Genomic DNA, 22485 nt, shown 5'->3' with positions numbered 1-22485 from the left:
AAAAATGTCAAAAGTCATCTTACTCCTTATGAAAGGAAAAAGAAAGGGATTTGCAAAATGTTTTTCAATAAAAAAATCGCCTGACAAAACCAGGCGATTTGTTGTTTACTTCATTTTTAAAATAGCTGCACTGAAAGGTGCCAATTCAATGTCAAGTGAAGCGAGATCACGGTCGTTTAATAAATCATACGCCTCACCCGTGTGACCGAGCGGGTTGAGCTTCGATACAGAGTCCGAGTTGTTGAAATAGATTAAATACGTTTCATCTTTCGTACACCGTTCGATGATGACGGCATTGTTCGTATCGTCAACAAGGTTGAAGCGGTACGATCCGGCGTTGGCAAGGAGGGGGTGATCTTTTCGCAACTGGATCAACTTTTGGATATAGCGGAACAGGTTACGGTCTTCTTCAGCCTCATCCCATGGCATACAACGACGGCAACCAGGGTCTTGTTCTCCTTCGAGGCCGATCTCATCACCGTAGTAAATACATGGGCTACCGGTATAGGTGAGCATCGCCGTCATGAGTAACTTGAATTTCCCTTTATGACCTTTTGCTCGCGTGAGGGCACGTGGCGTGTCGTGGGAGTCAATCAAGTTGAATGTGACTTCATTTACATTTGCCGTGTTCATCATTTCGACACGTGTCAATTCGTTACGGAATTCGGATGCGGTCGTACGGTCTAATGCAAAGTAGTTGAGACTGGCGTTCGTGAACGGGTAGTTCATGACAGCATCAAATTGGTCTCCTTGTAGCCAAGGCTGGGCGTCATGCCAAATCTCCCCGAGGATGTAGGCTTCCGGATTGGCCTCTTTGACCGTTTTACGGAAGTCACGCCAAAACGCATGGTCGACTTCGTTCGCGACATCGAGACGCCAGCCGTCGATGCCGAACTCCTCTACCCAGTAACGTGCGACTTCTAATAAGTAGGCTTTCAATTCAGGATGTTCGGTATAAATTTTTGGCATGTTCTTTTCGAAGGCAAACGTATCATAGTTCGGCTTTGGCTCGGTCACGATCGGGAACTCGCGAAGATAGAACCAATCCCGGTATTCCGAAGCAGGACCTTTTTCTACGACGTCCTGGAACCAAGGGTGGTGATAACCGACATGGTTGAAGACGGCGTCGAGCATGACCTTGATACCATTTTCATGAAGAAGGTCGACCATTTCTTTGAACTTTTCTTTCGTTCCGAACTGTGGGTCGATTTCCATATAGTCGAGCGTGTCGTATTTATGGTTTGTCGTCGCTTTGAAAATCGGACAGAAGTAGATGCCGGTAATCCCGAGTTCGACGAGGTGGTCGATATGATCAATGACCCCTTGGAAGTCGCCACCGAAGAAGTTTGTTGTCGTTGGTTCTGTCGAATTCCAAGGTAACGTTTCCGGAGGGTTGATCGAGGCATCACCGTTTGCAAAACGATCCGGGAAAATTTGATACCATACCGTATCTTTCACCCAAGACGGAGCGTGGAAAATATCGATCGGATTTAGGAACGGCACGCAGAAGTAATAACCTGTATCGTCTAGTGGCTTGTCTTCAAACCAACCTTTTTCAGTAAAGACGGCTGTCTCCTGTCCATCATTTAGACGGAAACCGTAACGCAGGCGACGGAAAGGCGGTTTGACAGCGATGAACCAGTAATCATAGGCATCGTCATGCCCGACTTTCTCCATCGGCGTCTCATATGTACGCCAGTAGCTCGGTTTGTCCGGGTCGAAATTCCACATGGCCGGATCTTCTGCATGCCAATCGTACGGGTCGTTCCAAATCAAATCGACAGAAACAATGTCATCTCGTTTCGTATGGAAACGGATATGAATCGTTTCGCGGTCATATTTGTAAACGAACGGGGACATGGCACGATGATAAATCGCTTCTTTCATCATAAGGAAAACATTCCTTTCTTTATATGGGGATGACATCAGTTTACAACACCATTCGATGGAATGAATAAGGAGTTGCGAAAACGTTTGCTCAAGCAAAGGTTAATAAAGCGTTTTCATTTTGTCAATTCCTTATTGCGATAAATCATGAAGAAACAAAGACAAAAAATTTAAAAAAAGATAAACGGGTCAACCATCCTAAAAAAAAGCAAAAAAAAGTCTTGTAAAACGCTTTCACAACTGTATAATAAAAATTGAGGTGAGGATGCAAACGTTTTCACTATCCCATCCATTTCGTAGCGGAGTTTTAAAATGGACGGGATGGTGCGATTGCGCAAATCTGACCATACTATTTCCTTGGGGAGGTTTTTCATCATGAAGATGAAAAAAATGGTAGCAGGACTTTCAACAGCAGTATTCGCTTTCAGTGCACTCGCGGCATGTGGCGGCGGAACGGACAATGAATCGACTACGGATAACAATGCTTCAAGCGACAACAAGCCTGAAAAGATCGTTATCTGGGAAGACATTGAAAAGTCTGAGACAACAAAAGAAGTAGCGAAGAAATTCGAAGAAGAGAACGGCGTAAAAGTTGAAGTCGTTGAAGTACAGATGACAGACCAAAAAGACAAGCTCGCGCTTGATGGTCCAGCTGGTAAAGGCCCAGACATCATTCTTGTACCGCACGACCAAATCGGTACGATTGCGGACCAAGGTCACTTGGCTCCACTTTCTGACGAAAGCGTTCTTGATACGTTCACAGACGCTGCGAAATCAGCTGTCATGTTCGACGGACAAGCATACGGATACCCGAAATCAGTTGAAACACCAGTACTTATGTTCAACAAAGATTTAGTATCAGAAGCGCCGAAAACAATGGATGAGCTTTACAAGTTGTCTAACGATGTAAAAGCTGACGGGCAGTACGGATTCCTCGCACTTTGGGATAACTTCTACTTCGCTCACGGCGTAATCGCTGGCTTCGGCGGATACGTGTTCAAAGAAGACGGTGGCGCACTCGATCCATCTGACATCGGATTGAACAACGAAGGCGCAGTTGAAGGATTCGAATACATCGGTAAGTGGTACCAAGAAGGACTCTTCCCTAAAGGTTTGGTTGGGGAGTCTGGTGGTCAAGCGATGGACCAACTCTTCACTGAGAAGAAAGCACACACAGTCATGAACGGACCATGGGCGGTTGCTGGTTACACTGACGCTGGTGTCAACCTTGGAGCGGCTCCAATGCCTACACTTCCAAACGGTGAACCAATCAAGACGTTCATGGGTGTTAAAACATATGCCCTTTCAGCTTACACTGAAAACCAAGAGTGGGCTGAGAAGTTCCTTCAAGAGTTAACAAACGAAGAGAACGCATTGGCGATGTTTGAAGCATACAACGAAATTCCACCAGTATCTGCACTCGAGTCGAACGAAACAATCACGTCGAACGAAGTAGCGAAAGCGGTATTCGACCAAGCGACAAACGCGATCCCAATGCCAAACATTCCTGAAATGGGACAAGTTTGGGAGCCGATGGCACAAGCGCTTCAGCTCGTGGCAACTGGCAAACAAGATGCACAAAAATCAGCTGACGATGCTGTGAAAGTCATCGAACAACAAATCCAAGCAAACAACCAATAAGGAATTGAAATGACGGGGTACGCCGCTTGGCGTTCCCCCTCATTTTCTAACATTGAGCAAACGTTTGCTTGATTGATTTGCTCAAATCGAAAGGAGAAACTGAGGATGGCTGCAATTGCGAACCCTAAAACACCGGACCAACGCCCGGACAAGCCAACGAACCATGCTCGGAACGCGGGATTACTTTCCATCATTCCGGGACTTGGACAGTTATATAATAAACAGATGGCGAAGGCGATTTCCTTCTTCATCATCATCGTATCTTACTTTGCAGTAAACTATGATTTGTTTTTCAAAGGAGCAGGCGCGGGACCTGGTGACCGTGGTGGCCTTTGGGGATTGATCACGCTTGGTGAAGTACCAGGACCTCGTAACGACCACTCCATCTTCTTGATGGTAGAAGGGATTGTCGCGTTAATCTTACTATTCTTCGGAATCGCATTCTATGTATGGAATATTCGTGACGCATACCGAGTCGGTCGCGCTCGTGATCAGCATCTAAACCTACCATCGTTCAAAATGCAGCTACGCAACTTGCGTGACCATGGATTCCCTTATTTGATGTTAATCCCGTCACTCATTTTGCTCGTCTTTACAGTAATCCTTCCGTTGATCTTCACATTCTTGATCGCGTTTACGAACTATCGTTACAACAACGCGCCACCGGCGAAGCTTGTGGAGTGGGTTGGATTTGAAAACTTCACGCGTATTTTTGAGATCGATATTTTCCGTGACACATTCTTTGGTGTACTCGGTTGGACACTCGTTTGGACGGTCGCATCAACGACCGGTGTTATTGCAATCGGGATTTTCCTCGCGATTCTATTGAACCAGGAAGGACTTCGTTTCCGTCGGATCTTCCGTTCTATCTTGATTCTTTCTTGGGCTGTACCGGCGTTCATCACGATCTTGATTTTCCGTTCGATGTTCAACGAATCATTCGGTGTGTTCAACACGACGATTCTTCCGGCACTTGGAATTGACCCGGTAGACTGGTTCACGAACCCGACGGCAACCCGTTCGGCGCTCGTTCTCATTCAATGGTGGCTTGGATTCCCGTTCATCATGACGCTCATGACAGGGGTCTTACAATCGATCCCATCTGATTTATATGAAGCGGCGACGATTGACGGCGCGTCAATCTTTGATAAGTTCCGTTTGATCACGTTGCCGATGCTCTTGTTCGCGACTGCACCGATTTTGATCACACAGTTCACGTTCAACTTCAACAACTTCAACATTATTTATCTCTTTAACGGCGGTGGACCTGCTGTGCCTGGACAAACAGCCGGTGGTACCGACATCTTGATTTCCTGGATTTACAAATTGTCTCTCGGGGCCAACCCGCAATACGGACTTGCGGCTGCGATCACCCTTATCCTGTCATTCTTCATTATGACGCTAGCGGTCATCCAGTTCCGTCGGACAAAATCTTTCAAAGACGAGGATATGATCTGATATGAAAAAACAAAAACGAATCAATTTGGCGATCTCGTATGTCATCTTGACGCTCGCGTCGATCATCATTCTCTATCCAATGCTTTGGGTTTTAGGGACGTCATTCAACCCTGGACGTACAATCACGTCAACGATTATTCCGTCGAATCCGACATTCGTTCACTATAAAAACTTATTTGACCTCACGGTTTCAGATTATAGTTTATGGTATGTGAACACATTGAAGATTGCCTTCATCACGATGGCACTCGCCGTTATGTTGGTGACAATCACAGGGTATGTATTTTCACGTTACCGTTTCGTCGGACGGAAGAACTCACTCGTCATGTTCCTCGTCCTTCAGATGGTGCCACAGTTCGTTGCCATCATCGCGATTTATGTATTGCTCAATATGCTTGATCTTCTTGACACGCATACAGCGCTCATCCTGCTCTATGCAGGGGGAGCCATTCCGATGAACACGTATTTGGCGAAAGGTTATTTCGATACGATTCCGAAAGAGCTCGATGAAGCGGCCCGGATGGATGGTGCAGGTCACCTCCGTATCTTCTGGCAAATCATCTTGCCACTTGCGAAGCCGATTGTTGCGACGATTGCACTCTTTAACTTCATGGGACCGTTCAACGACTTCATTTTGGCATCGCTCGTTCTTCGTTCACCAGAGAAACAAACCCTTGCGGTAGGTCTTTACAACATGATTTCGAGACAGTTCGATAACAACTTCACGTTGTTCGCAGCGGGAGCAGTCCTCTCTGCATTGCCGATCGTGATCTTGTTCTTCATGTTCCAACGCTACTTCGTTTCTGGCCTCACAGCGGGTGGTACGAAAGGATAATACTCGTAAAAGGAGGAAGCGATATGAGACGAAGCGTCGTGCTCGTTCTCTTGTCGCTTCTTTTGTTTCCGACGGTTGTCGGAGCGAAAGAAGCAGCAACTTGGGAGCAAGAACGCATGTATTTTATAATGGTTGACCGTTTCAACGATGGCAATCCAGATAACAATGAACAGGTGGACCGGGAGGACCCGAAAGCTTTTCATGGGGGGGATATCCCGGGAATCATCGAAAAGCTGGATTACATTGATTCACTCGGGTTCACGTCAATCTGGTTGACCCCAGTGTATGAAAACATGCCAGATGGCTATCATGGCTATTGGATTAAAGATTTTTATAACATCGACCCGCAATTCGGGACGAAAGAAGACTTACAGGAACTCGTCGAGGAAGCGCACAAGCGAGACATGAAAGTCATTCTCGACTTCGTCGTCAATCACGTTGGACCAAACCATCCGTGGGTCGAAGAAAAGCCGGACTGGTTCCACGAACAGCTACCCATCGTGTTCTGGAAAGACCAGAAACAGGTAGAAACGCATTGGTTGTTCGATTTACCGGACTTTAAGACAGAGGACCCGGAAGTTAAAGCGTACTTGATCGACGCGGCGAAATATTGGATCGAGGAAGCAGGGATTGACGGCTATCGATTGGATACAGTCCGCCATGTCGACAAAGCGTTTTGGAAAGACTTCGTCAAAGAAGTCCGTACAGTCGACCCAGACTTCTACTTATTAGCGGAAGTGTTCGACCCAGACCCGAGATACGTCGCCGAGTATGATGATTTAGGATTTAACAGTATTACGAATTTCACATTCTATGACCGGGTCTCAAAGACCATGACGCAAAAGCAAGCGAACGTTGAGGAAATCGATGTTGCCGCAAGCTACGCGGAGGCGTTCTTTAAAGATCCCAATCAAATGTCCATCTTCCTTGATAATCATGATGTCGAACGGTTCATGTATCAAGCAGAGTCCGGTGGAGTCGAATCGGCAGAACGTCGACTACGTCTAGGCTTATTCGCACTATATGCGTCACCCGGAATGCCCATCGTGTTCCAAGGAACCGAGAATGCGCAAGCCGGAGGTGCCGATCCGGCGAACCGTACGATGATGGAATTCCCGGGAAATGAAGATTTGCACGAATATGTGGCGACGATGAATCGAATGCGTGAAGAATATCCGGTATTTGCGACGGGTGACCAACGCATGATTGCCTCAGAGGATGGAATAGCCGTCTTTGAAAGAAAAGATGGGGATGACACCGCATTATACGCCATCAATATGAATAGTGAAGACCGGAAAATTGAATTCGATGCCAGTGAAGTTGGAGAAGACAAGCGTCTTCGGGGACTTTTGTTCTCTCAACTCGTCACAAACAAGCGCGGAACGTATACAATTGAACTATCCGGAGAAAGTGCGAACGCCTACATTGTCGAAGAATCACAAGTGAATCCATGGACAATCGGATTACTTGTTGTTGCAATCCCGATTTTTTTGACAGGTTTGGTCATGTGGAAGCGTCGTAAAGGCACAATGGAATAAACAGCAAGGAATGAAATAACGGAAGCAGGGGGGAACACCATGCAAATCACAATTAAAGATGTCGCAAAACATGCAAATGTTGCACCGTCTACGGTGTCACGCGTCATTGCAAACAGTCCTAGAATCAGCCAAAAGACAAAAGAACGTGTACGGAGTTCAATGGAAGAGCTCGGCTATCATCCGAATATTCACGCAAGAAGTCTCGCAAACCGCTCAACACAGTCGATCGGGCTCGTCATGCCAAGTGCTGCAACGAAGACATTACAAAACCCGTTTTTCCCAGAAGTACTTCGTGGGATCAGCACGAAGGCGCATCAAAATGGTTACTCACTTTACATGACGACTGGCGTGACGGAAGAAGAAGTCTTGTCCGGTGTAATCGAAATGGTGCAAGGTCGTCGCGTTGACGGTGTCATCGTATTGTATTCACGGGAAGACGATCAAGTCGTCCAATACTTACGTCAAACGAAGTTTCCGTTCGTCGTGGTCGGGAAGCCGTTCGGGGATGCTTCTTCGATTACGTATGTCGATACGGATAATTACCTCGCGGGTCGTGAGGTAACGAAACACCTTTATAACTTAGGTCATCGCCGGATCGCCTTCATCGGGGGTTCGGATAAGCTCGCGGTTACTCAAGACCGCCGTAATGGATATGCGACAGCCCTCATGGAGGCGGGGATTCCGGTAAGCGAGGACTACATTGCCAGGGCCGAATTCATGACGAAGGGTGGAGCGAAAGCTGTCCGTGAACTTTGGCAGAATGACCAGCCCCCTACAGCTGTTGTAGTTAGTGACGACATGATGGCGTTAGGGGTCATCAGCACGTTGAGCGAAATGGGATTGAAGATTCCGGATGATGTCGCAATCGTCAGCTTTAACAACGCGTATATCGCTGAACATTCCAATCCGCCGCTCACATCAGTCGAAATCAACATCTTTGGCCTCGGGTTCGAGGCGACGAATTGCTTGATCGAACAGATCGGTGACAGTGCACCGCCTTACGGAAAACGTGTGATCGTCCCGCACTATTTAGTCGTGCGTCAGTCGTGCGGGCAAAAGAAAGACACGCAGACGACTGAGTCGATGGATATTCGAAAATAAAACCGGAGCGATTTCGTTAAGGCGAGATCGCTCTATCTTTTGAATCTGATTTTGTGAGAGAAAAAAGAAAGAAAAGTTTTATGCAAACGATTGCATTCTGTGTTGAGTTGTGTAAAATGAAAGATGAGATTAAATACAGCGCTTTCATAGACAAACGGTTGCATGAAGTTGTTGTCCTTACGAAAGTAGCCTTGTTAAAGAAAAAGGAGTGGCAGACAGATGAAACGATTGTTTGCAGTCGATGAATGGAAAGTAACAGAAGAAGGTCTTCACCCGAAAGAGAACCGGCTTGCTGAGTCAATTACATCGCTCGGAAACGGGCATATGGGGATGCGTGGAAATTTCGAAGAAGATTATTCGAACGATACACACCAGGGCTTCTATGTGGCTGGTGTTTACTATCCGGATAAAACGCGTGTCGGATGGTGGAAGAACGGATATCCTGAGTACTTTGCGAAAGTATTGAATGCGACAAACGTGATCGGATTACGTGTTGCCATTAATGGAACTCCTGTTGACTTGGCAAAATGGGAAGTGAAGGACTTCACTCGTGAATTGGACATGCAACGTGGGGTATTGACGCGTACCTTTACTTTGATGAATGGAACGGAAGAAACAAAAGTTGAAGTCGTCCGCTTCTTCTCAATCGTGGACAAGGAAATTCTTGCGATTCGCTACAACGTGACACCGGTCAACTACGAAGCGAATATTGAGTTCACGCCTTACTTAGATGGAGATGTTGTCAACGAAGACTCGAACTATGACGAGAAGTTCTGGCTCCCTGTCGAACATGGGGTCGAAGAACGGTTCGGATTCGTGACGACGAAAACGAAAAAACTCGACTGGCACGTGACGGCATCGATGATTGCCGACGTCGAGGGTGCACGTTGTGAAGTGTTGGAAGCAACCGATACGTTCGTCGCGAATAAATTCACGGTGAATACGTCTGCAGGTGAGACGGCGACGGCATACAAATACGTCTCGGTCGTCACGAACCGTGACTACGAGGTGGATGCCCTCCAGTCGGAAGGAATGAAGCGTGTCGAAGCGGCGTTCGAAAAAGGATTTGAGACGCTCTTGGCTGAACAGACGGATGCCTGGCTCGCACGCTGGGAAGACGCGGATGTTCGCATCGATGGGGATGCAGAGGCACAACAAGGGATTCGCTTCAACATCTTTAACATGTACCAAACCTACACAGGTGAAGACTCACGTCTGAACATTGGACCGAAAGGCTTCACAGGTGAAAAATATGGTGGTGCCACGTATTGGGATACAGAAGCGTACTGTCTCCACTTCTACTTGGCGACGACTAAACCGGAAGTCTCTTGGAACTTGCTCAAATACCGTCACAACCAATTGCCGCAAGCGAAAGAAAATGCTGTGAAAAATGTCGGGATGGAAGGCGCGCTTTATCCGATGGTGACGATGAACGGGGAAGAGTGCCACAATGAATGGGAAATCACGCACGAAGAAATCCACCGGAACGGAGCAATCGCGCACGCCATCTACAACTACACAAACTTCACAGGCGACAAGTCATACCTTGGACAATACGGGCTTGAAGTATTGGTCGAGATTTCGCGTTACTGGGCAAGTCGTGTCAACTTTGTGCCGCACAAAGACGTGTACATGATCCTGGGCGTCACAGGTCCGAACGAATACGACAACAACGTCAACAACAACTGGTATACAAACTTGATTGCTGCCTGGACACTTGAATACACGCAAGAAGTGTATAACTACTTGAAAGACGCCGAACCGGCACGTCTTGAAGAGCTCGTGTCGACACTTGGCATCACAGACGCGGAGCTCGCGAAGTGGGCGGATATCCAAGCGAAGATGTACTATCCGAAAGATGACCTTGTTCCGGACGTCTTCATGCAACAGGACGGCTTCATGGATAAGGAACAGATTCTCGTTAAAGATCTCGATCCGAAGCACCTCCCGCTCAACCAAAACTGGTCTTGGGACCGGATTCTCCGCTCGAACTTCATCAAACAGGCGGATGTCCTCCAAGGACTCTATACGTTCGGCGATCGTTTCACAGTAGAGCAGAAGCGTGCGAACTTTGACTTCTATGAGCCACGCACGGTTCATGAGTCGAGCTTGTCACCATGTGTGTACTCGATTATTGCAGCAGAGGTCGGTTACGAAGACAAAGCGGTCGAATTGTACCAACGTTCGGCACGACTTGACCTCGACAACTACAATAACGACACGGAAGATGGTCTTCATATCACATCGATGGTCGGTTCGTGGATGTCAATCGTACATGGATTTGCAGGGATGCGTATTCAAAACGATGAACTTTCGTTTAGCCCGATGATTCCAAAAGATTGGAACGGCTATTCATTCAACATGCTTTGGCGTGATCATCACTTGACGGTCTCATCGACTCGTGAACAAGTGACGATCAAACAAACAGGTGGTACGGACGTGACGATTTCAGTTTACGGAAATGCGGTTACTGTACCGGCAAATGACTCGGTTACGATTGAAACTGTGAAAGCGTGACCAATCGCTATACATGAACAAGTCGGCTTTTGCCGGCTTGTTTTTCTATGGAAGAATGGGTGACGCTCCGACAGATTTAATGTATGCAGGGCGATTAAACTATGTTATCTTGATTCTTAGCTATTTTGAGAAAGGGGAGTTGAAGCTTGACGGAAGCCGTTAAAGAACACACACGAATCGGGGTCGTCTCGATTATTGGAGGGCTGTTTGTTGCCTTGTCCATGACATTATTCTTAATTCCAGCCGGTGTCTACTCGACCGGATTCACGGGTCTCGCCCAAATCCTGACGAAACTATTCGCCGGGACACCGTTCGAACTGGGGGAAGGGATTTGGTTCTTCGTACTGAATACACCGCTCTTGATCGTCAGTTATTTCATGCTCGGTCGAAACATGATGATTCACACACTCATCAGTGTTGCTGCTGTTACGGCGTTCATTCGTGTCCTTCCGCAGGCGACAATCCTTTCTGACGATCCGTTGTTGAATGCAGTATTCGGTGGGGTGCTTCTCGCGATCGGATCTGGGATCACGATTCGATACGGGGCCTCGACCGGTGGGTTTGATATCGTCGCTCTGATTTTGGCGAAATTCACGAACAACTCCGTTGGCGTCTATCTATTTCTGATGAACATGATGATTGCGCTATGGGCAGGGTTCTTGTTCGGATGGCCGACGGCGCTTTATACAATCGTCTTCTTATATGTGACTTCAAAAGTAATCGACGAGATTTATACGAACACGCAGCGCCAGACGCTCTTTATCGTGACGAACCATCCCGAGGAAGTGACGAAGGAACTGCATCAGCACGTGTTCCGTGGCATCACGCTCATGCCTGCTATCGGAACGTATTCCAAGGTTGAAAAAGCGACGCTCATGATGGTCGCGCAACGACATGAGGTTCGGGAAATCACACGGATCTGTAAAGATGCCGATCCGTCCGTTTGGATCAATATCTTGCCGACAGAAGACGTGGAAGGAACGTTCCGTCGATAAAGAAAACCCGCTGAACGTTCAGCGGGTTTTACTTATGCCTTGATTCCTAGTTTTTCTTCTAAGAACAATGCGATTCCATCATCCATATTGGAAGCCGTCACTTCATTAGCGACTGCTTTCAGTTCGTCGATGGCGTTCCCCATCGCGACACCGGTGCCGACGTAATCGAGCATCTCGAGGTCGTTTTCTTCATCACCGAACGCGATGATTCGGTTTCGGTCAATGTTTAAATGCTTCGATACCTCACGGATGCCGACGGCTTTCGACGTATGCTTGTTCATGACTTCAATCATATGCTCAGGCACGCGCCACTGACGATTTAAGACGACGTTTGCGTGTACGTCGTTGAGACGGGAGCGGACCTGGTCGACGTGCTGCTCCGTAGCGTGGATGAGGAGTGATGTCGGTTCTTCCTGCAATTGCGTGAGCAGGTTACCTGACGTGACACTTAACGCCCGTTCCGCGTATGGGCTATAAAACGTTTGCGGATCTTTTTGGAAGTAAACATGATCGGTCACTTCGACCACGATGTTGTGCGCTTTCGAGTCAGATACTTCGTGAATGATCTCATGTGCGGTTTTTAACGGAATCGGTCGGTGTGTGACCGCGAAGTTCGGATCTTTTGGATGGTGCACGAGTGCACCGTTGAAGTTGACGAGCGGTGTCGTCAATCCGAGTTGTTCATAATACATGATGGAGTGACGTTTCGGGCGCCCTGTAGCAATCATGACTTCGTGCCCCGCTTCTCTGGCCGCTTGAAGAGCACGTAGGTTTCGTTCACTAATCGTTTTATCATCTTGTAACAGTGTGCCGTCTAGGTCAACTGCGATTAAATAACGTGACATAAGTCATCCTCTTTTCTTCATCTATCTGTTTTTATGACCTTATCATATTTCCGGATTTGACGGAAAGAATATACAATCGACTTCACACATTTTCTGAGAACAATGCTATACTAGTGTCGTATGAATTTTTACGAATCATCTTTGAGATGGAGGGGACATTCAATGCGTTACATCGTAACTTTGTTCTGGGCGATTTTGCTCTCTAATACAGCGGTATTTATCATTTCTGCTGTTGACGGTGTAGAGTTCAACGCTATGCTCGCAACAGGTTTTGGCGTTGCCATCACAATTTTCGTTGCGCTTCTAGATATCTTGAACCAAGACATGGGTATCAGTGAAGTTGAGCCAGAAAAGTAATCCACTACAACCAAACTGACTCCAAGAGTCAGTTCTTTTTTTACTTCATCCACAGGAGGATTAGACAATGAAAAACAGTGCGAAACGTGCGAATTTCATTACATTCGCGATCATTGCAGCAATCATCGTCATCGGAATCGGTCTGTTGTTCTTTTTGAATAACGCCAATGAGGAAACGGGTGTCAATCCGGTGACGGCAGATGAACTACAACAAAAGCTCGATGATGAGAAGGAAGTCGTCGTCTATTTCTGGCAAACAGGGTGTGAATATTGTGCACAAGTAAAGCCATACGTTGAACCGATGATTGAAGAGTACGACGCGGTTTCCATCAACCTTGCGGACCATGACGTATGGAAAACTTACGGAATCAACGGCACGCCGACCGTCATCCGGTTTGAAGACGGAAAAGAGATCGGTCGGATTGAAGGCGCCGTCTCGGAGCAACAATATGAGACGTTCTTCAAAAACGAGGAGGCGAAACAGTGATCCGCCGCCAATTGTATCAAACGTTATTTGAATTGAACGCATCTCCGATGATTGCTAACCGGTTGCAGGCCTTTGCCCAATCGAATATGAGCCGTCACTTGATCCCATCTTTTGCGAAAGTATACGGCATCGATGTCGATGAGGCGGAACAATCCATTGAGACATACCCGAGTCTTCATGCGTTCTTTACGAGACACCTGAAAGAAGGGGCGCGCCCGATCGATTCACAGGAAAACTCGATCGTTTCGCCATGTGACGGGAAGCTTTCGGTCGTCCAGGACATCACGGACGACAGCCGGTTTGAAGTGAAAGGACAGACGTACACGCTCGCTGAACTGCTTGGTTCACAGCAAGAGGCGCGCCGTTATGCAGGTGGGACGGTTTGTGTGCTTTATCTGAGTCCGCGCGACTACCATCGTGTCCATGTGCCGCTAGCGGGCCGCGTGCTCAGTCATTATGAACTTGGGGACCGTTCAGCACCGGTCAATGAAATCGGACTGACAGAAACCGTACGACCGTTATCGCGTAACTACCGTCGAATCACAAGATTTGACAGCGCCGCCGGGACTTATGAGCACATCATGGTTGGGGCGCTGAATGTAAACACGATTGCGTGGACGCTCGAAGGGGAGCAAGCTGAAAAAGGGGAAGAAGTCGGTTACTTCTCGTTCGGGTCAACCGTGGTCCTCTGTTTTGAGAAAGACACCGTCCAAATCGACCGTGAAAAAATCGGTCCGGTTCGACTCGGTGAAGTCATCGGGACGCTTCAGTCCAGCTGATTTTTCTATCAATTTTCTTCCGACCAAACGATACACTAGTCGTTTGGTCGGTTTTCGTTTACCATAGAAGGGATATCAATACTTGTATAAGTAGTTGAATCGTTTAGCTAATTGGAGGAATTTTATCGTGTTTAATCGACTTTATCCGAAACAGTTCGTCGCGTCTGTGTTTGACATCGACTTAAAAGAATTGAAAGACCGTGGCGTAAAGGTCATCATGACTGACTTAGATAATACGCTCGTGGCTTGGGACGTACCACACGCACCCGAGCTTTTAATGATGTGGCTTGAAAAAGTGAAGTCACACGGTTTCGATGTCATCGTCGTGTCGAACAACAATGAAGACCGTGTGCGAACGTTTACGGAGCCGCTCGGCCTCCACTACGTCGCACGTGCCAAAAAACCTTTACCGTCCGGTTTTAAACAAGCACTCGCTAAATACGGCTATTCGCCGAAAGAAGCGATTTTCTTAGGCGATCAGCTCTTTACGGACGTCCTCGGTGCCAACATGGCAGGCATTCATGTCATCCACGTGCAACCGGTCGTCAAAACCGACGGGCTCGTCACGAAGTTTAACCGGATGCTTGAAAAAGTCGTCTTTGCGCACATGAAACGTCGTGGGAAGTATGTATTGATCACGAAAAAAATGGAGGAGCTCGCCGTCGACGCACAACGGGCGAAAGTGACCGTTGCGGAAAAAATCGGAGAAGCGATGCACTCCCGTTCCGAAGATTCACATAAAAAAGATGAATAAGGACCTCGAACGCACAGGAAGAAGGAGGCTGTCCTTGTACGGTGCATAAGGCATCGGAATTAACGCTTCAGGAGTGGCAGCGAGGTGCTACGAGGAATGAAGAAGGGGGAACCTAAATGACAGCAAAGGAAACTATGGAAGAAACAAAACGATATTGCGCCGGATGTGGTGTCGCTATTCAAACAGAAGACCCGAATGGCGTCGGCTACGCTCCGAAATCTGCACTTGACCGAGAAATCGTCATTTGCCAACGCTGCTTCAAGTTGAAGCATTATAACCAAGTGCAAGACGTAGAATTGTCAGATGACGATTTCTTACGTATCTTGAACGGCATTAGTTCACGCGAGGCGCTCGTCATTAAAATCGTAGATATTTTCGATTTCAACGGCAGCTGGTTGCCGGGTCTCCAACGTTCGGTCGGATCAAATCCTGTCCTGTTGGTCGGAAATAAGGTAGACCTTTTACCAAAATCGGTCAACCCGAACCGGATGGCGAACTGGATGAAGGCCGAGGCGAAAGAGTTGGGTCTCAACCCGATCGATGTCCATTTGATCAGTGCCAAAAAAGGTCACGGCATCGATGAGCTCGCTGAGAAAATCGAATATTACCGTAAAGGAAAAGACGTGTTTGTCGTCGGTTGCACGAACGTCGGGAAGTCGACGCTCATCAACCAGGTCATCAAGCGATTCGGTGAAGAGGATGAAGCCATCATCACCGTCAGTCACTTCCCAGGGACAACGCTTGATTTGATTGACATTCCACTCGATGACGATGCGAACCTATACGACACACCAGGAATCATCAATCGTCATCAAATTGCCCACTATGTGGATGCGAAAGACTTGAAGACGATCACACCGAAGAAAGAAATCAAGCCGCATGTGTTCCAGTTGAATCCGCAACAAACGCTCTACTTTGGCGGATTGGCGCGACTTGATTACTTGGAAGGGAACAAACGCTCATTCGTCGTCTATATGTCAAACGAGTTGAAGACACACCGTACGAAATTAGAGCGTGCAGAGGAATTGTATGAAAACCATATCGGTAAAATGCTAAATCCTCCGAACGAGAAGACGCTCGAAATCTTACCGCCACTCGTTCGCCACGAATTCAGCCTCCGTGACGGTGTGAAGACGGACATCGTCTTCAGTGGCCTCGGTTGGGTCGCCATCCACGGAAAAGGTGGCCGTATCGCCGCCTGGGCACCAAAAGGAGTAGCTGTCACATTACGTGAGGCGCTCGTATGAGACTGGCCGTCATCGGTCACCCGATTGCTCATTCGCTCTCTCCCCACTTGCACGAGCAGTGGCTGAGCGCGTCTGGGCTTTTCGGGCGTTATGAGGCGGTCGATGTCACAACGGATGAACTTGAGTCTTTATTCGAAGCGATGCGTGCCGGAAAGTGGGATGGTTTGAATGTGACGATTCCTCATAAAGAAGCGGTTATTCCGTTTTTAGATGAGCTCGAGGAGCCGGCAACCATTGCTGGCGCGGTCAATACCATTTACAAAAGGGAAGGCAGGCTGATTGGTACGAATACGGATGGGGCCGGTCTCGTCCATGCTTTGAACGCATGGACAGATTGGTCAGGGTCTGTTCTCGTCATCGGGGCGGGTGGTGCGGCACGAGGGATCCTCGGCGCATTGCCGACCCGGAATGTTACAATTGTGAACCGGACAGTCGAACGGGCAAGACACCTTGCTGAAGCATTCGCCGTCCATGCCACGACGTTTGAAGCAGTCGATGTTTCTCGATACGATGTCATCATTCAAACGACTTCGGTCGGAATGGACGGGGAATCGTCACCGCTTTCGCTCGAAGGATTACGACAAAACACGCTCGTTTGTGATATCATATATCGTCCGCTTGTTACCCCGTTCTTGCGTGAGGCCTCGTTGAAAGGGGCGCGAACGGTGACGGGTGTCGCCATGTTTGTCGGGCAGGGTGCGCTGGCATTTGAAAAATGGACAGGTGTAAAGCCGGACGAAACAATCGGAATGAAGTTAATTGAAAGCTTATTGGAGGAATAAATAAATGTTATCAGGTAAACAGAAACGATTTTTACGTGCTGAGGCACACCACCTCTCACCAATTTATCAAGTTGGTAAGAATGGAGTCAGTGAAGCAATGTGCAAAGACATCGGAGATGCACTCGAGAAACGTGAATTATTGAAAGTGCAAGTTCTTCAAAACTGCATGGACACACCAAAAGATGTGGCTGGCGAGTTGGCAGAAGGAACGAAGGCAGAAGTTGTGCAAGTGATCGGGAAAGTCATCGTCTTATATAAAGAGGCGACAGAGAAAGAAAATCGCCAGATCAAGCTCCCGTGAGCCGCATCGGATTGATGGGAGGGACGTTCGACCCGCCCCATCTCGGCCATTTACTCATTGCGGAACAAGCCCGGGAACAACTTGATTTGGATGAAGTGTGGTTTTTGCCGGCGGCCATCCCGCCCCATAAGGCAGGTTTCAGTCCGGCAGAGCATCGGATCGAGATGACCCGTCTGGCCATTTCAAAACAACCGGAATTCAAGCTGAATTTGATTGAGTTCGAGCGCAGCGAGCCGTCCTATACGGTCGAAACGATGAAGCGTCTGTTGGAACGCTATCCGGAAGATACATTTATCTTTTTGGTCGGGGCGGATTCACTCGATTCACTCGAATCATGGTACGACTATGAGACGCTCGTCCGTCTCGTCACGTTCGGGGCAGTTGCGCGCCCGGGCAGTCGCTACCGGATTCCGGAACTGGCTGACGTACGCACGATTGATTTGCCGCAACTCGAGATTTCGTCGACCGACATTCGTGAACGTGCGAAAAGAGGTCGGTCCATCAAGTATCTTGTCCCGACGGAAGTCGAGACATACGTGAAGGAGCATGACTTGTATGACGTTTGAAGAAGCGAAAGCATTGATTGAACAAACGCTGCCGGAAAAACGATTCATCCATACGCTCGGTGTCGTCGAGACCGCGGAGCGTTTGGCCAAAAAATATGGTGAAAATGTGGAACAGGCACGTCTTGCGGCGATGCTCCATGATTACGCTAAATATTTTGACGCTGCTGAGATGCGACAAGTCGTGCGTGAGGCGGGATTGGATTCGAACCTCCTCGAGTATGACGACGAACTGTTGCATGCACCGGTAGGCGCAGTGCTGCTGGGGCGGGCGTATCATCTAGAGCCTGCTGTCCTCTCAGCGATTCGAAACCATACGACCGGTGAACCGGGCATGTCACGACTGGATCAAATCTTATTTGTGGCAGACGCGATCGAACCGAACCGTCAATATCCTGGTGTAGAACGCCTTCGGATGGAGGCGGAGCACTCGCTTGAGGCCGCAGTTGTCGCGACGTTGCGTCAAACGATTCAATTTTTGTTGAACAAGTCGGTCCGGATTTTTCCACTGACGATTGAAACATATAATGATTTTGTGAATTTACCTTAGGAGGGTCTTTATGACTGCAAGAGAAGAATTAGAATTGATTGTAAAAGCGGCGGATGATAAACGCGCCGAAGATATTGTCGTCCTCGACATGGAAGGAATCTCACCGATCGCAGATTATTTCGTTATCTGCCACGGGAACTCAGAAAAACAAGTCGAAGCGATCGCACGTGAAATCAAAGATGTCGCGGGTGAGCACGACCTGCCGCTTCATAAGTTTGAAGGACTCGATACAGCACGCTGGGTACTCGCAGACCTTGAAAACGTAGTCGTTCATGTCTTCCACCGGGATGACCGCGACTATTACAACCTCGAAAAATTGTGGGCGGACGCTCCACACGTTGAAGTGGAAGTCGGCTAATGGCTTACGAAGGATTCGCCTATGTATACGACGAGTTGATGAAAGACGCGCCGTATGATGAGTGGGTCGCTTTCGTGCGTCGTCACGTCCAAGATGGCGCGACACTCGCGGATGTCGGATGTGGGACAGGATCGGCTACGATTCGCCTCGCCGAACATTACGACGTGATGGGGATCGACTTATCGGAGTCGATGCTCGAAGTCGCACAAGAAAAGGCACTTGAAGCAGAAATCGAGTTGCCACTTTGGGAACAAGATATGCGTGAGTTGGAACTGCCGGAACCGGTCGACGCGGTGACGATTCTCTGTGACTCGCTCTGCTACCTTCGGGATGAGGCAGATGTGATCGACACGTTCGAATCTGTCTACAACCAACTCAAACCGGGCGGACTGTTCATCTTTGATGTCCATGCGCCAAATAAGATGCAGACGCTCTTCAACCAAAAGACGTACGCGTCGAACGGGGAAGATTGCTCGTATATCTGGTTTGCCGACCCGGGAGAGGCACCGCTCTCGGTTGTTCACGATTTGACGTTCTTCGTCGCGCTTGAAGACGGGACGTACGAACGGATCGAGGAGACACATGAACAACGGACATATGAACCAGGGCAGTACATGCAATGGTTGATTGGTGCCGGGTTCCACGTCAAATCGGTCACATCTGATTTCACCGAACATGCACCGGGAGCGGATGCCGAGCGCATCTTCTTCGTAGCCCAAAAATAAGCAAATCCCCGATTCGTCAAGAATCGGGGATTTTTTGTCGTCCTTACGCTTCGTGGCTAAACTGCCATTGGACACCGAACTGATCTTCGATCATGCCATACGCTTTGCTCCAAAACGTCTCTTGAAGCGGCATCAAGACACGGCCGTTCACAGAGAGCGCTTCGAACTCGCGATGAATGGCATCGAGGTCGTCCGTGACGACGGCGAGTGTGACATTGTCCCCGAACGTGACCGGTCCGTCGGGCATCGCATCGGAAAACATGAGCGATGAGCCGTGAATCGATAGCCGGGTATGCAGAACGAGATCAGCCATTTCACTTGGCACCGGTTGACCGTCTGGACCAGGTTGATCACCGAACGTCATGATGTCTGGAGCGGCATGGTTGAATACGTCCGCATAGAAGTTCACGGCGTCGCGGCAATTCCCGTTAAAGTTGAGATACGGATTGATCGGCATAGCAAGTTCCTCCTCGGATTCATAATATTTATTATAGAACATACGTTCGTAAAAAACAAGTGAGTCCAACTAAATTCGATTGTGTGGTTGAACACAATTGAGACTTGGGAATAAAGCTAATAGAGAACAAATTAGACGAAAGAAGGCGAAGTATCATGAAGCTCACGAAAGGGCGTATCCTCGAATTCGGATTCGTCTTGTTCATGGCGGTCATGCTCGTGACATCGATCATTGAAGAATCCTGGTTCGATGCGAGTGTGGCGGGAGCCGGGATCATCTCTGGTCTCATCCCGTTTTTCATTGAAAAGACGTTTAAAACAGAGCTCGATAGCAAGATGAAGGTGGCATATATCCTGTTCTTGTTTGCCTCACAGTATTTAGGGTCGATTGTCGGATTGTATGGGAATGGCTGGTGGGACACGTTCCTACACCTCTTGAGCGGTATCTTTCTCGCATTTTTAGGATTCGACTTCTTCAGTCGACTTGATGATGACATTCGGATCGAAATCCCGAAACGATTTTTATTCGTCTATATCGTCGTCTTTTCCATGGCCGGTGCGGCGCTTTGGGAGATGTATGAATTCACGTCCGACGTCGTCTTAAACACGACGATGCAAGGGAATGGGAACGACGATACGATGGTCGACATCATCGCCGGGTCACTCGGTGGAGTGCTTGCCGCGTTCTTCGTCGTGACGCTTCATCAACGTGAAAAAGCCAAACAAAAAAGACATATGAAAAAAAGTTCGTGATTCACGAGCTTTTTTATTTGTAATCATTCTAATGTTTTATTAATATCAATATTGTAATAATTATAAATAATGGGAGGCAATCATATGGATCAACACCGTCAACTAACTACTAACCAAGGCGTACCAATCGGGGATAACGCCAACTCCATCACTGCGGGTCGTCGGGGCCCGACGCTTCTCGAAGACTACCAACTAATTGAGAAATTAGCGCATTTCGATCGTGAACGTGTACCAGAACGTGTCGTTCATGCGAGAGGGGCAGGGGCGCATGGTGTCTTCACTGTAAAAAATAGTATGAAACGATATACGAAAGCCGCATTCTTGCAAGAAGAGGGGCAAGAGACGCCAGTGTTTGCGCGTTTCTCGACCGTCATCCACGGTTTAGGTTCACCAGAGACGCTTCGTGACCCACGTGGTTTCGCCGTCAAGTTTTATACGGAAGAAGGGAACTATGATTTCGTCGGAAACAACTTGCCGGTGTTCTTTATCCGTGACGCAATTAAATTTCCGGACGTGATTCACTCGCTCAAACCGGATCCACAAACAAACCTTCAAGACCCGGACCGCTTCTTCGACTTCATGTCGCTCACACCGGAATCGACAAACATGCTTCTTCATTTATTTAGTGACGAGGGTATCCCAGCATCGTATCGCCATATGCGCGGATCGTCTGTCCACTCTTTCAAATGGGTGAATGAATTCGGAAACACGGTGTACATAAAGTTGCGCTGGGTACCGAAGCAAGGCATTCAAAACTTGTCAATGGAAGAAGCCGCGAAGATTCAAGCGGAAGACTTCAACCACGCGACACGTGACTTGTTCAACGCGATTGAGCAAGGAGATTATCCGGAATGGGATCTATATGTACAAATTTTAGACCCGGCAGACATGGACAACTTCGACTTCGACCCGCTCGATGCGACGAAAGATTGGTTCGAAGACGTCATCCCGTATCAATTGGTCGGAACGATGACCCTCAACAAGAACGTCGACAACTTCTTCGCTGAAACAGAATCTGTCGGCTTCAACCCAGGTGTTCTCGTCCCAGGAATCCAGCCGTCGGAAGACAAGATGCTCCAAGGACGCCTCTTCTCGTATTCGGATACACAACGTCATCGCATCGGGCCGAACTACCTTCAACTTCCGATCAACTGCCCGTTCGCTCAAGTCGCGAACAACCAGCGTGACGGGGCGATGCCATTCAAGCAACAGACGAGTCCAGTCAACTACGAGCCGAACCGCAATGAAGACGCGCCGAAGCCGAATGCGGATTACATCGAAACGCCGCAACCGATCACAGGCGTGACAGGTCGTCAGAAGATTGAGAAGACGAACGACTTCGGTCAGGCCGGAGAAGTGTATCGCCGTTATTCTCAAGAAGAGAAGGATGCGCTTATCCGCAACCTCGTCGCTCACATCAAAGAAGTTCGTCATGAGAAGACGGTTCTCCTCTTGATCTGCAACTTCTATCGTGCGGACCGTGAACTAGGGGAACGTCTCTCAAACGAGTTGAACGTTGATCTCGCACCATTCTTGAACCAAATGTCGAACTAAAC

At 48.3% G+C, this 22485-nt stretch carries 23 protein-coding genes; 20 read left to right on the top strand and 3 right to left on the bottom strand.

All coding sequences use genetic code 11. From position 1 onward, the window contains the following. Positions 1–105 precede the first annotated feature (105 nt). Positions 106–1890, bottom strand: coding sequence for a glycoside hydrolase family 13 protein (locus KNP03_RS08235; protein WP_214828027.1), 1785 nt, complete (start codon positions 1888–1890; stop codon positions 106–108). A gap of 372 nt (positions 1891–2262) precedes the next feature. Here KNP03_RS08235 and KNP03_RS08230 point away from each other — a divergent pair, with 372 nt between their 5' ends. From KNP03_RS08230 to KNP03_RS08200, 7 genes are all read left to right on the top strand, one after another. Continuing rightward, positions 2263–3528 carry an extracellular solute-binding protein gene (locus KNP03_RS08230; RefSeq protein ID WP_214828025.1) on the top strand — a complete coding sequence of 422 codons (1266 nt, stop codon included), beginning with the start codon at positions 2263–2265 and terminating at the stop codon, positions 3526–3528. 105 nt (positions 3529–3633) lie between these two features. Further along, entirely contained in the window at positions 3634–4986 is a 1353-nt protein-coding gene (locus KNP03_RS08225; protein WP_214828024.1) for a carbohydrate ABC transporter permease, read from the top strand. Between the two features lies 1 nt (position 4987). Further along, a complete protein-coding gene (locus tag KNP03_RS08220; RefSeq protein ID WP_214828021.1) occupies positions 4988–5821 on the top strand; it encodes a sugar ABC transporter permease in 834 nt (277 codons plus the stop codon). Positions 5822–5844: 23 nt separating this feature from the next. Beyond that, a complete protein-coding gene (locus KNP03_RS08215; RefSeq protein WP_214828018.1) occupies positions 5845–7359 on the top strand; it encodes an alpha-amylase family glycosyl hydrolase in 1515 nt (504 codons plus the stop codon). A gap of 39 nt (positions 7360–7398) precedes the next feature. Further along, positions 7399–8460, top strand: a complete 1062-nt coding sequence (locus KNP03_RS08210) for a LacI family DNA-binding transcriptional regulator (RefSeq protein ID WP_214828015.1) — start codon at positions 7399–7401, stop codon at positions 8458–8460. A 219-nt stretch (positions 8461–8679) separates the two neighbouring features. Continuing rightward, positions 8680–10977, top strand: a complete 2298-nt coding sequence (locus tag KNP03_RS08205) for a glycoside hydrolase family 65 protein (RefSeq protein ID WP_214828012.1) — start codon at positions 8680–8682, stop codon at positions 10975–10977. Positions 10978–11123: 146 nt separating this feature from the next. Beyond that, entirely contained in the window at positions 11124–11972 is an 849-nt protein-coding gene (locus KNP03_RS08200) for a YitT family protein (protein ID WP_214828009.1), read from the top strand. Between the two features lie 32 nt (positions 11973–12004). Here KNP03_RS08200 and KNP03_RS08195 read toward each other — a convergent pair whose 3' ends face one another. Next, positions 12005–12817: a Cof-type HAD-IIB family hydrolase gene (locus KNP03_RS08195; RefSeq protein WP_214828006.1), complete on the bottom strand. Its 813-nt coding sequence runs from the start codon at positions 12815–12817 to the stop codon at positions 12005–12007. A gap of 162 nt (positions 12818–12979) precedes the next feature. Between KNP03_RS08195 and KNP03_RS08190 the strand changes: the two genes are divergently transcribed. The 11 genes from KNP03_RS08190 (at position 12980) to KNP03_RS08140 (ending at position 19720) form a co-directional block, all read left to right on the top strand. Beyond that, positions 12980–13174 carry a YjzD family protein gene (locus tag KNP03_RS08190; protein WP_214828003.1) on the top strand — a complete coding sequence of 65 codons (195 nt, stop codon included), beginning with the start codon at positions 12980–12982 and terminating at the stop codon, positions 13172–13174. Between the two features lie 67 nt (positions 13175–13241). Then, positions 13242–13661, top strand: a complete 420-nt coding sequence (locus tag KNP03_RS08185) for a thioredoxin family protein (RefSeq protein WP_214828000.1) — start codon at positions 13242–13244, stop codon at positions 13659–13661. Further along, positions 13658–14440, top strand: coding sequence for a phosphatidylserine decarboxylase (locus tag KNP03_RS08180; RefSeq protein WP_214827997.1), 783 nt, complete (start codon positions 13658–13660; stop codon positions 14438–14440). Before KNP03_RS08185 ends, KNP03_RS08180 begins: the two co-directional genes overlap by 4 nt. Before the next feature lie 127 nt (positions 14441–14567). After that, on the top strand, positions 14568–15194 hold the full coding sequence (locus KNP03_RS08175; protein WP_214827994.1) for a YqeG family HAD IIIA-type phosphatase: 627 nt from the start codon (positions 14568–14570) through the stop codon (positions 15192–15194). Between the two features lie 134 nt (positions 15195–15328). Then, positions 15329–16441 (top strand): ribosome biogenesis GTPase YqeH, encoded by a 1113-nt coding sequence (gene yqeH, locus KNP03_RS08170; RefSeq protein WP_214828329.1) that lies wholly within the window; start codon positions 15329–15331, stop codon positions 16439–16441. Further along, entirely contained in the window at positions 16438–17223 is a 786-nt protein-coding gene (gene aroE, locus KNP03_RS08165) for a shikimate dehydrogenase (protein ID WP_214827991.1), read from the top strand. The genes yqeH and aroE overlap by 4 nt, the downstream gene beginning before the upstream one ends. Before the next feature lie 4 nt (positions 17224–17227). Next, positions 17228–17524 (top strand): ribosome assembly RNA-binding protein YhbY, encoded by a 297-nt coding sequence (gene yhbY / locus KNP03_RS08160; protein WP_214827988.1) that lies wholly within the window; start codon positions 17228–17230, stop codon positions 17522–17524. A gap of 14 nt (positions 17525–17538) precedes the next feature. Continuing rightward, entirely contained in the window at positions 17539–18090 is a 552-nt protein-coding gene (locus KNP03_RS08155) for a nicotinate-nucleotide adenylyltransferase (protein WP_240544538.1), read from the top strand. Then, a complete protein-coding gene (gene yqeK, locus KNP03_RS08150) occupies positions 18080–18637 on the top strand; it encodes a bis(5'-nucleosyl)-tetraphosphatase (symmetrical) YqeK (protein ID WP_214827982.1) in 558 nt (185 codons plus the stop codon). Before KNP03_RS08155 ends, yqeK begins: the two co-directional genes overlap by 11 nt. Positions 18638–18647: 10 nt before the next feature. Then, positions 18648–18995 carry a ribosome silencing factor gene (gene rsfS, locus KNP03_RS08145; RefSeq protein WP_214827979.1) on the top strand — a complete coding sequence of 116 codons (348 nt, stop codon included), beginning with the start codon at positions 18648–18650 and terminating at the stop codon, positions 18993–18995. Then, positions 18995–19720: a class I SAM-dependent DNA methyltransferase gene (locus KNP03_RS08140; protein WP_047795583.1), complete on the top strand. Its 726-nt coding sequence runs from the start codon at positions 18995–18997 to the stop codon at positions 19718–19720. The genes rsfS and KNP03_RS08140 overlap by 1 nt, the downstream gene beginning before the upstream one ends. Positions 19721–19763: 43 nt before the next feature. On the opposite strand, the gene KNP03_RS08135 is transcribed toward KNP03_RS08140, so the two are convergent. Next, entirely contained in the window at positions 19764–20177 is a 414-nt protein-coding gene (locus tag KNP03_RS08135) for a VOC family protein (protein ID WP_214827976.1), read from the bottom strand. Positions 20178–20332: 155 nt separating this feature from the next. Between KNP03_RS08135 and KNP03_RS08130 the strand changes: the two genes are divergently transcribed. After that, positions 20333–20929 carry a DUF2238 domain-containing protein gene (locus KNP03_RS08130; protein ID WP_214827973.1) on the top strand — a complete coding sequence of 199 codons (597 nt, stop codon included), beginning with the start codon at positions 20333–20335 and terminating at the stop codon, positions 20927–20929. An 84-nt stretch (positions 20930–21013) separates the two neighbouring features. Then, entirely contained in the window at positions 21014–22483 is a 1470-nt protein-coding gene (locus KNP03_RS08125) for a catalase (protein WP_214827970.1), read from the top strand. Positions 22484–22485 lie beyond the last annotated feature (2 nt).

It is taken from the genome of Exiguobacterium algae, assembly GCF_018617875.1.
GTDB classification, from domain to species: Bacteria; Bacillota; Bacilli; order Exiguobacteriales; family Exiguobacteriaceae; genus Exiguobacterium; species Exiguobacterium algae.
This window is presented reverse-complemented; position numbering and strand designations above follow the sequence as displayed.

Excerpts from the sequence above, each read along its gene's own strand:
- KNP03_RS08235 (WP_214828027.1), bottom strand. The coding sequence starts at position 1,890 with ATGATGAAAGAAGCGATTTATCATCGTGCCATGTCCCCGTTCGTTTAC.
- KNP03_RS08230 (WP_214828025.1), top strand. The coding sequence starts at position 2,263 with ATGAAGATGAAAAAAATGGTAGCAGGACTTTCAACAGCAGTATTCGCT.
- KNP03_RS08225 (WP_214828024.1), top strand. The coding sequence starts at position 3,634 with ATGGCTGCAATTGCGAACCCTAAAACACCGGACCAACGCCCGGACAAG.
- KNP03_RS08220 (WP_214828021.1), top strand. The coding sequence starts at position 4,988 with ATGAAAAAACAAAAACGAATCAATTTGGCGATCTCGTATGTCATCTTG.
- KNP03_RS08215 (WP_214828018.1), top strand. The coding sequence starts at position 5,845 with ATGAGACGAAGCGTCGTGCTCGTTCTCTTGTCGCTTCTTTTGTTTCCG.
- KNP03_RS08210 (WP_214828015.1), top strand. The coding sequence starts at position 7,399 with ATGCAAATCACAATTAAAGATGTCGCAAAACATGCAAATGTTGCACCG.
- KNP03_RS08205 (WP_214828012.1), top strand. The coding sequence starts at position 8,680 with ATGAAACGATTGTTTGCAGTCGATGAATGGAAAGTAACAGAAGAAGGT.
- KNP03_RS08195 (WP_214828006.1), bottom strand. The coding sequence starts at position 12,817 with ATGTCACGTTATTTAATCGCAGTTGACCTAGACGGCACACTGTTACAA.
- KNP03_RS08190 (WP_214828003.1), top strand. The coding sequence starts at position 12,980 with ATGCGTTACATCGTAACTTTGTTCTGGGCGATTTTGCTCTCTAATACA.
- KNP03_RS08185 (WP_214828000.1), top strand. The coding sequence starts at position 13,242 with ATGAAAAACAGTGCGAAACGTGCGAATTTCATTACATTCGCGATCATT.
- yqeH (WP_214828329.1), top strand. The coding sequence starts at position 15,329 with ATGGAAGAAACAAAACGATATTGCGCCGGATGTGGTGTCGCTATTCAA.
- aroE (WP_214827991.1), top strand. The coding sequence starts at position 16,438 with ATGAGACTGGCCGTCATCGGTCACCCGATTGCTCATTCGCTCTCTCCC.
- yhbY (WP_214827988.1), top strand. The coding sequence starts at position 17,228 with ATGTTATCAGGTAAACAGAAACGATTTTTACGTGCTGAGGCACACCAC.
- KNP03_RS08155 (WP_240544538.1), top strand. The coding sequence starts at position 17,539 with ATGGGAGGGACGTTCGACCCGCCCCATCTCGGCCATTTACTCATTGCG.
- yqeK (WP_214827982.1), top strand. The coding sequence starts at position 18,080 with ATGACGTTTGAAGAAGCGAAAGCATTGATTGAACAAACGCTGCCGGAA.
- rsfS (WP_214827979.1), top strand. The coding sequence starts at position 18,648 with ATGACTGCAAGAGAAGAATTAGAATTGATTGTAAAAGCGGCGGATGAT.
- KNP03_RS08140 (WP_047795583.1), top strand. The coding sequence starts at position 18,995 with ATGGCTTACGAAGGATTCGCCTATGTATACGACGAGTTGATGAAAGAC.
- KNP03_RS08135 (WP_214827976.1), bottom strand. The coding sequence starts at position 20,177 with ATGCCGATCAATCCGTATCTCAACTTTAACGGGAATTGCCGCGACGCC.
- KNP03_RS08130 (WP_214827973.1), top strand. The coding sequence starts at position 20,333 with ATGAAGCTCACGAAAGGGCGTATCCTCGAATTCGGATTCGTCTTGTTC.
- KNP03_RS08125 (WP_214827970.1), top strand. The coding sequence starts at position 21,014 with ATGGATCAACACCGTCAACTAACTACTAACCAAGGCGTACCAATCGGG.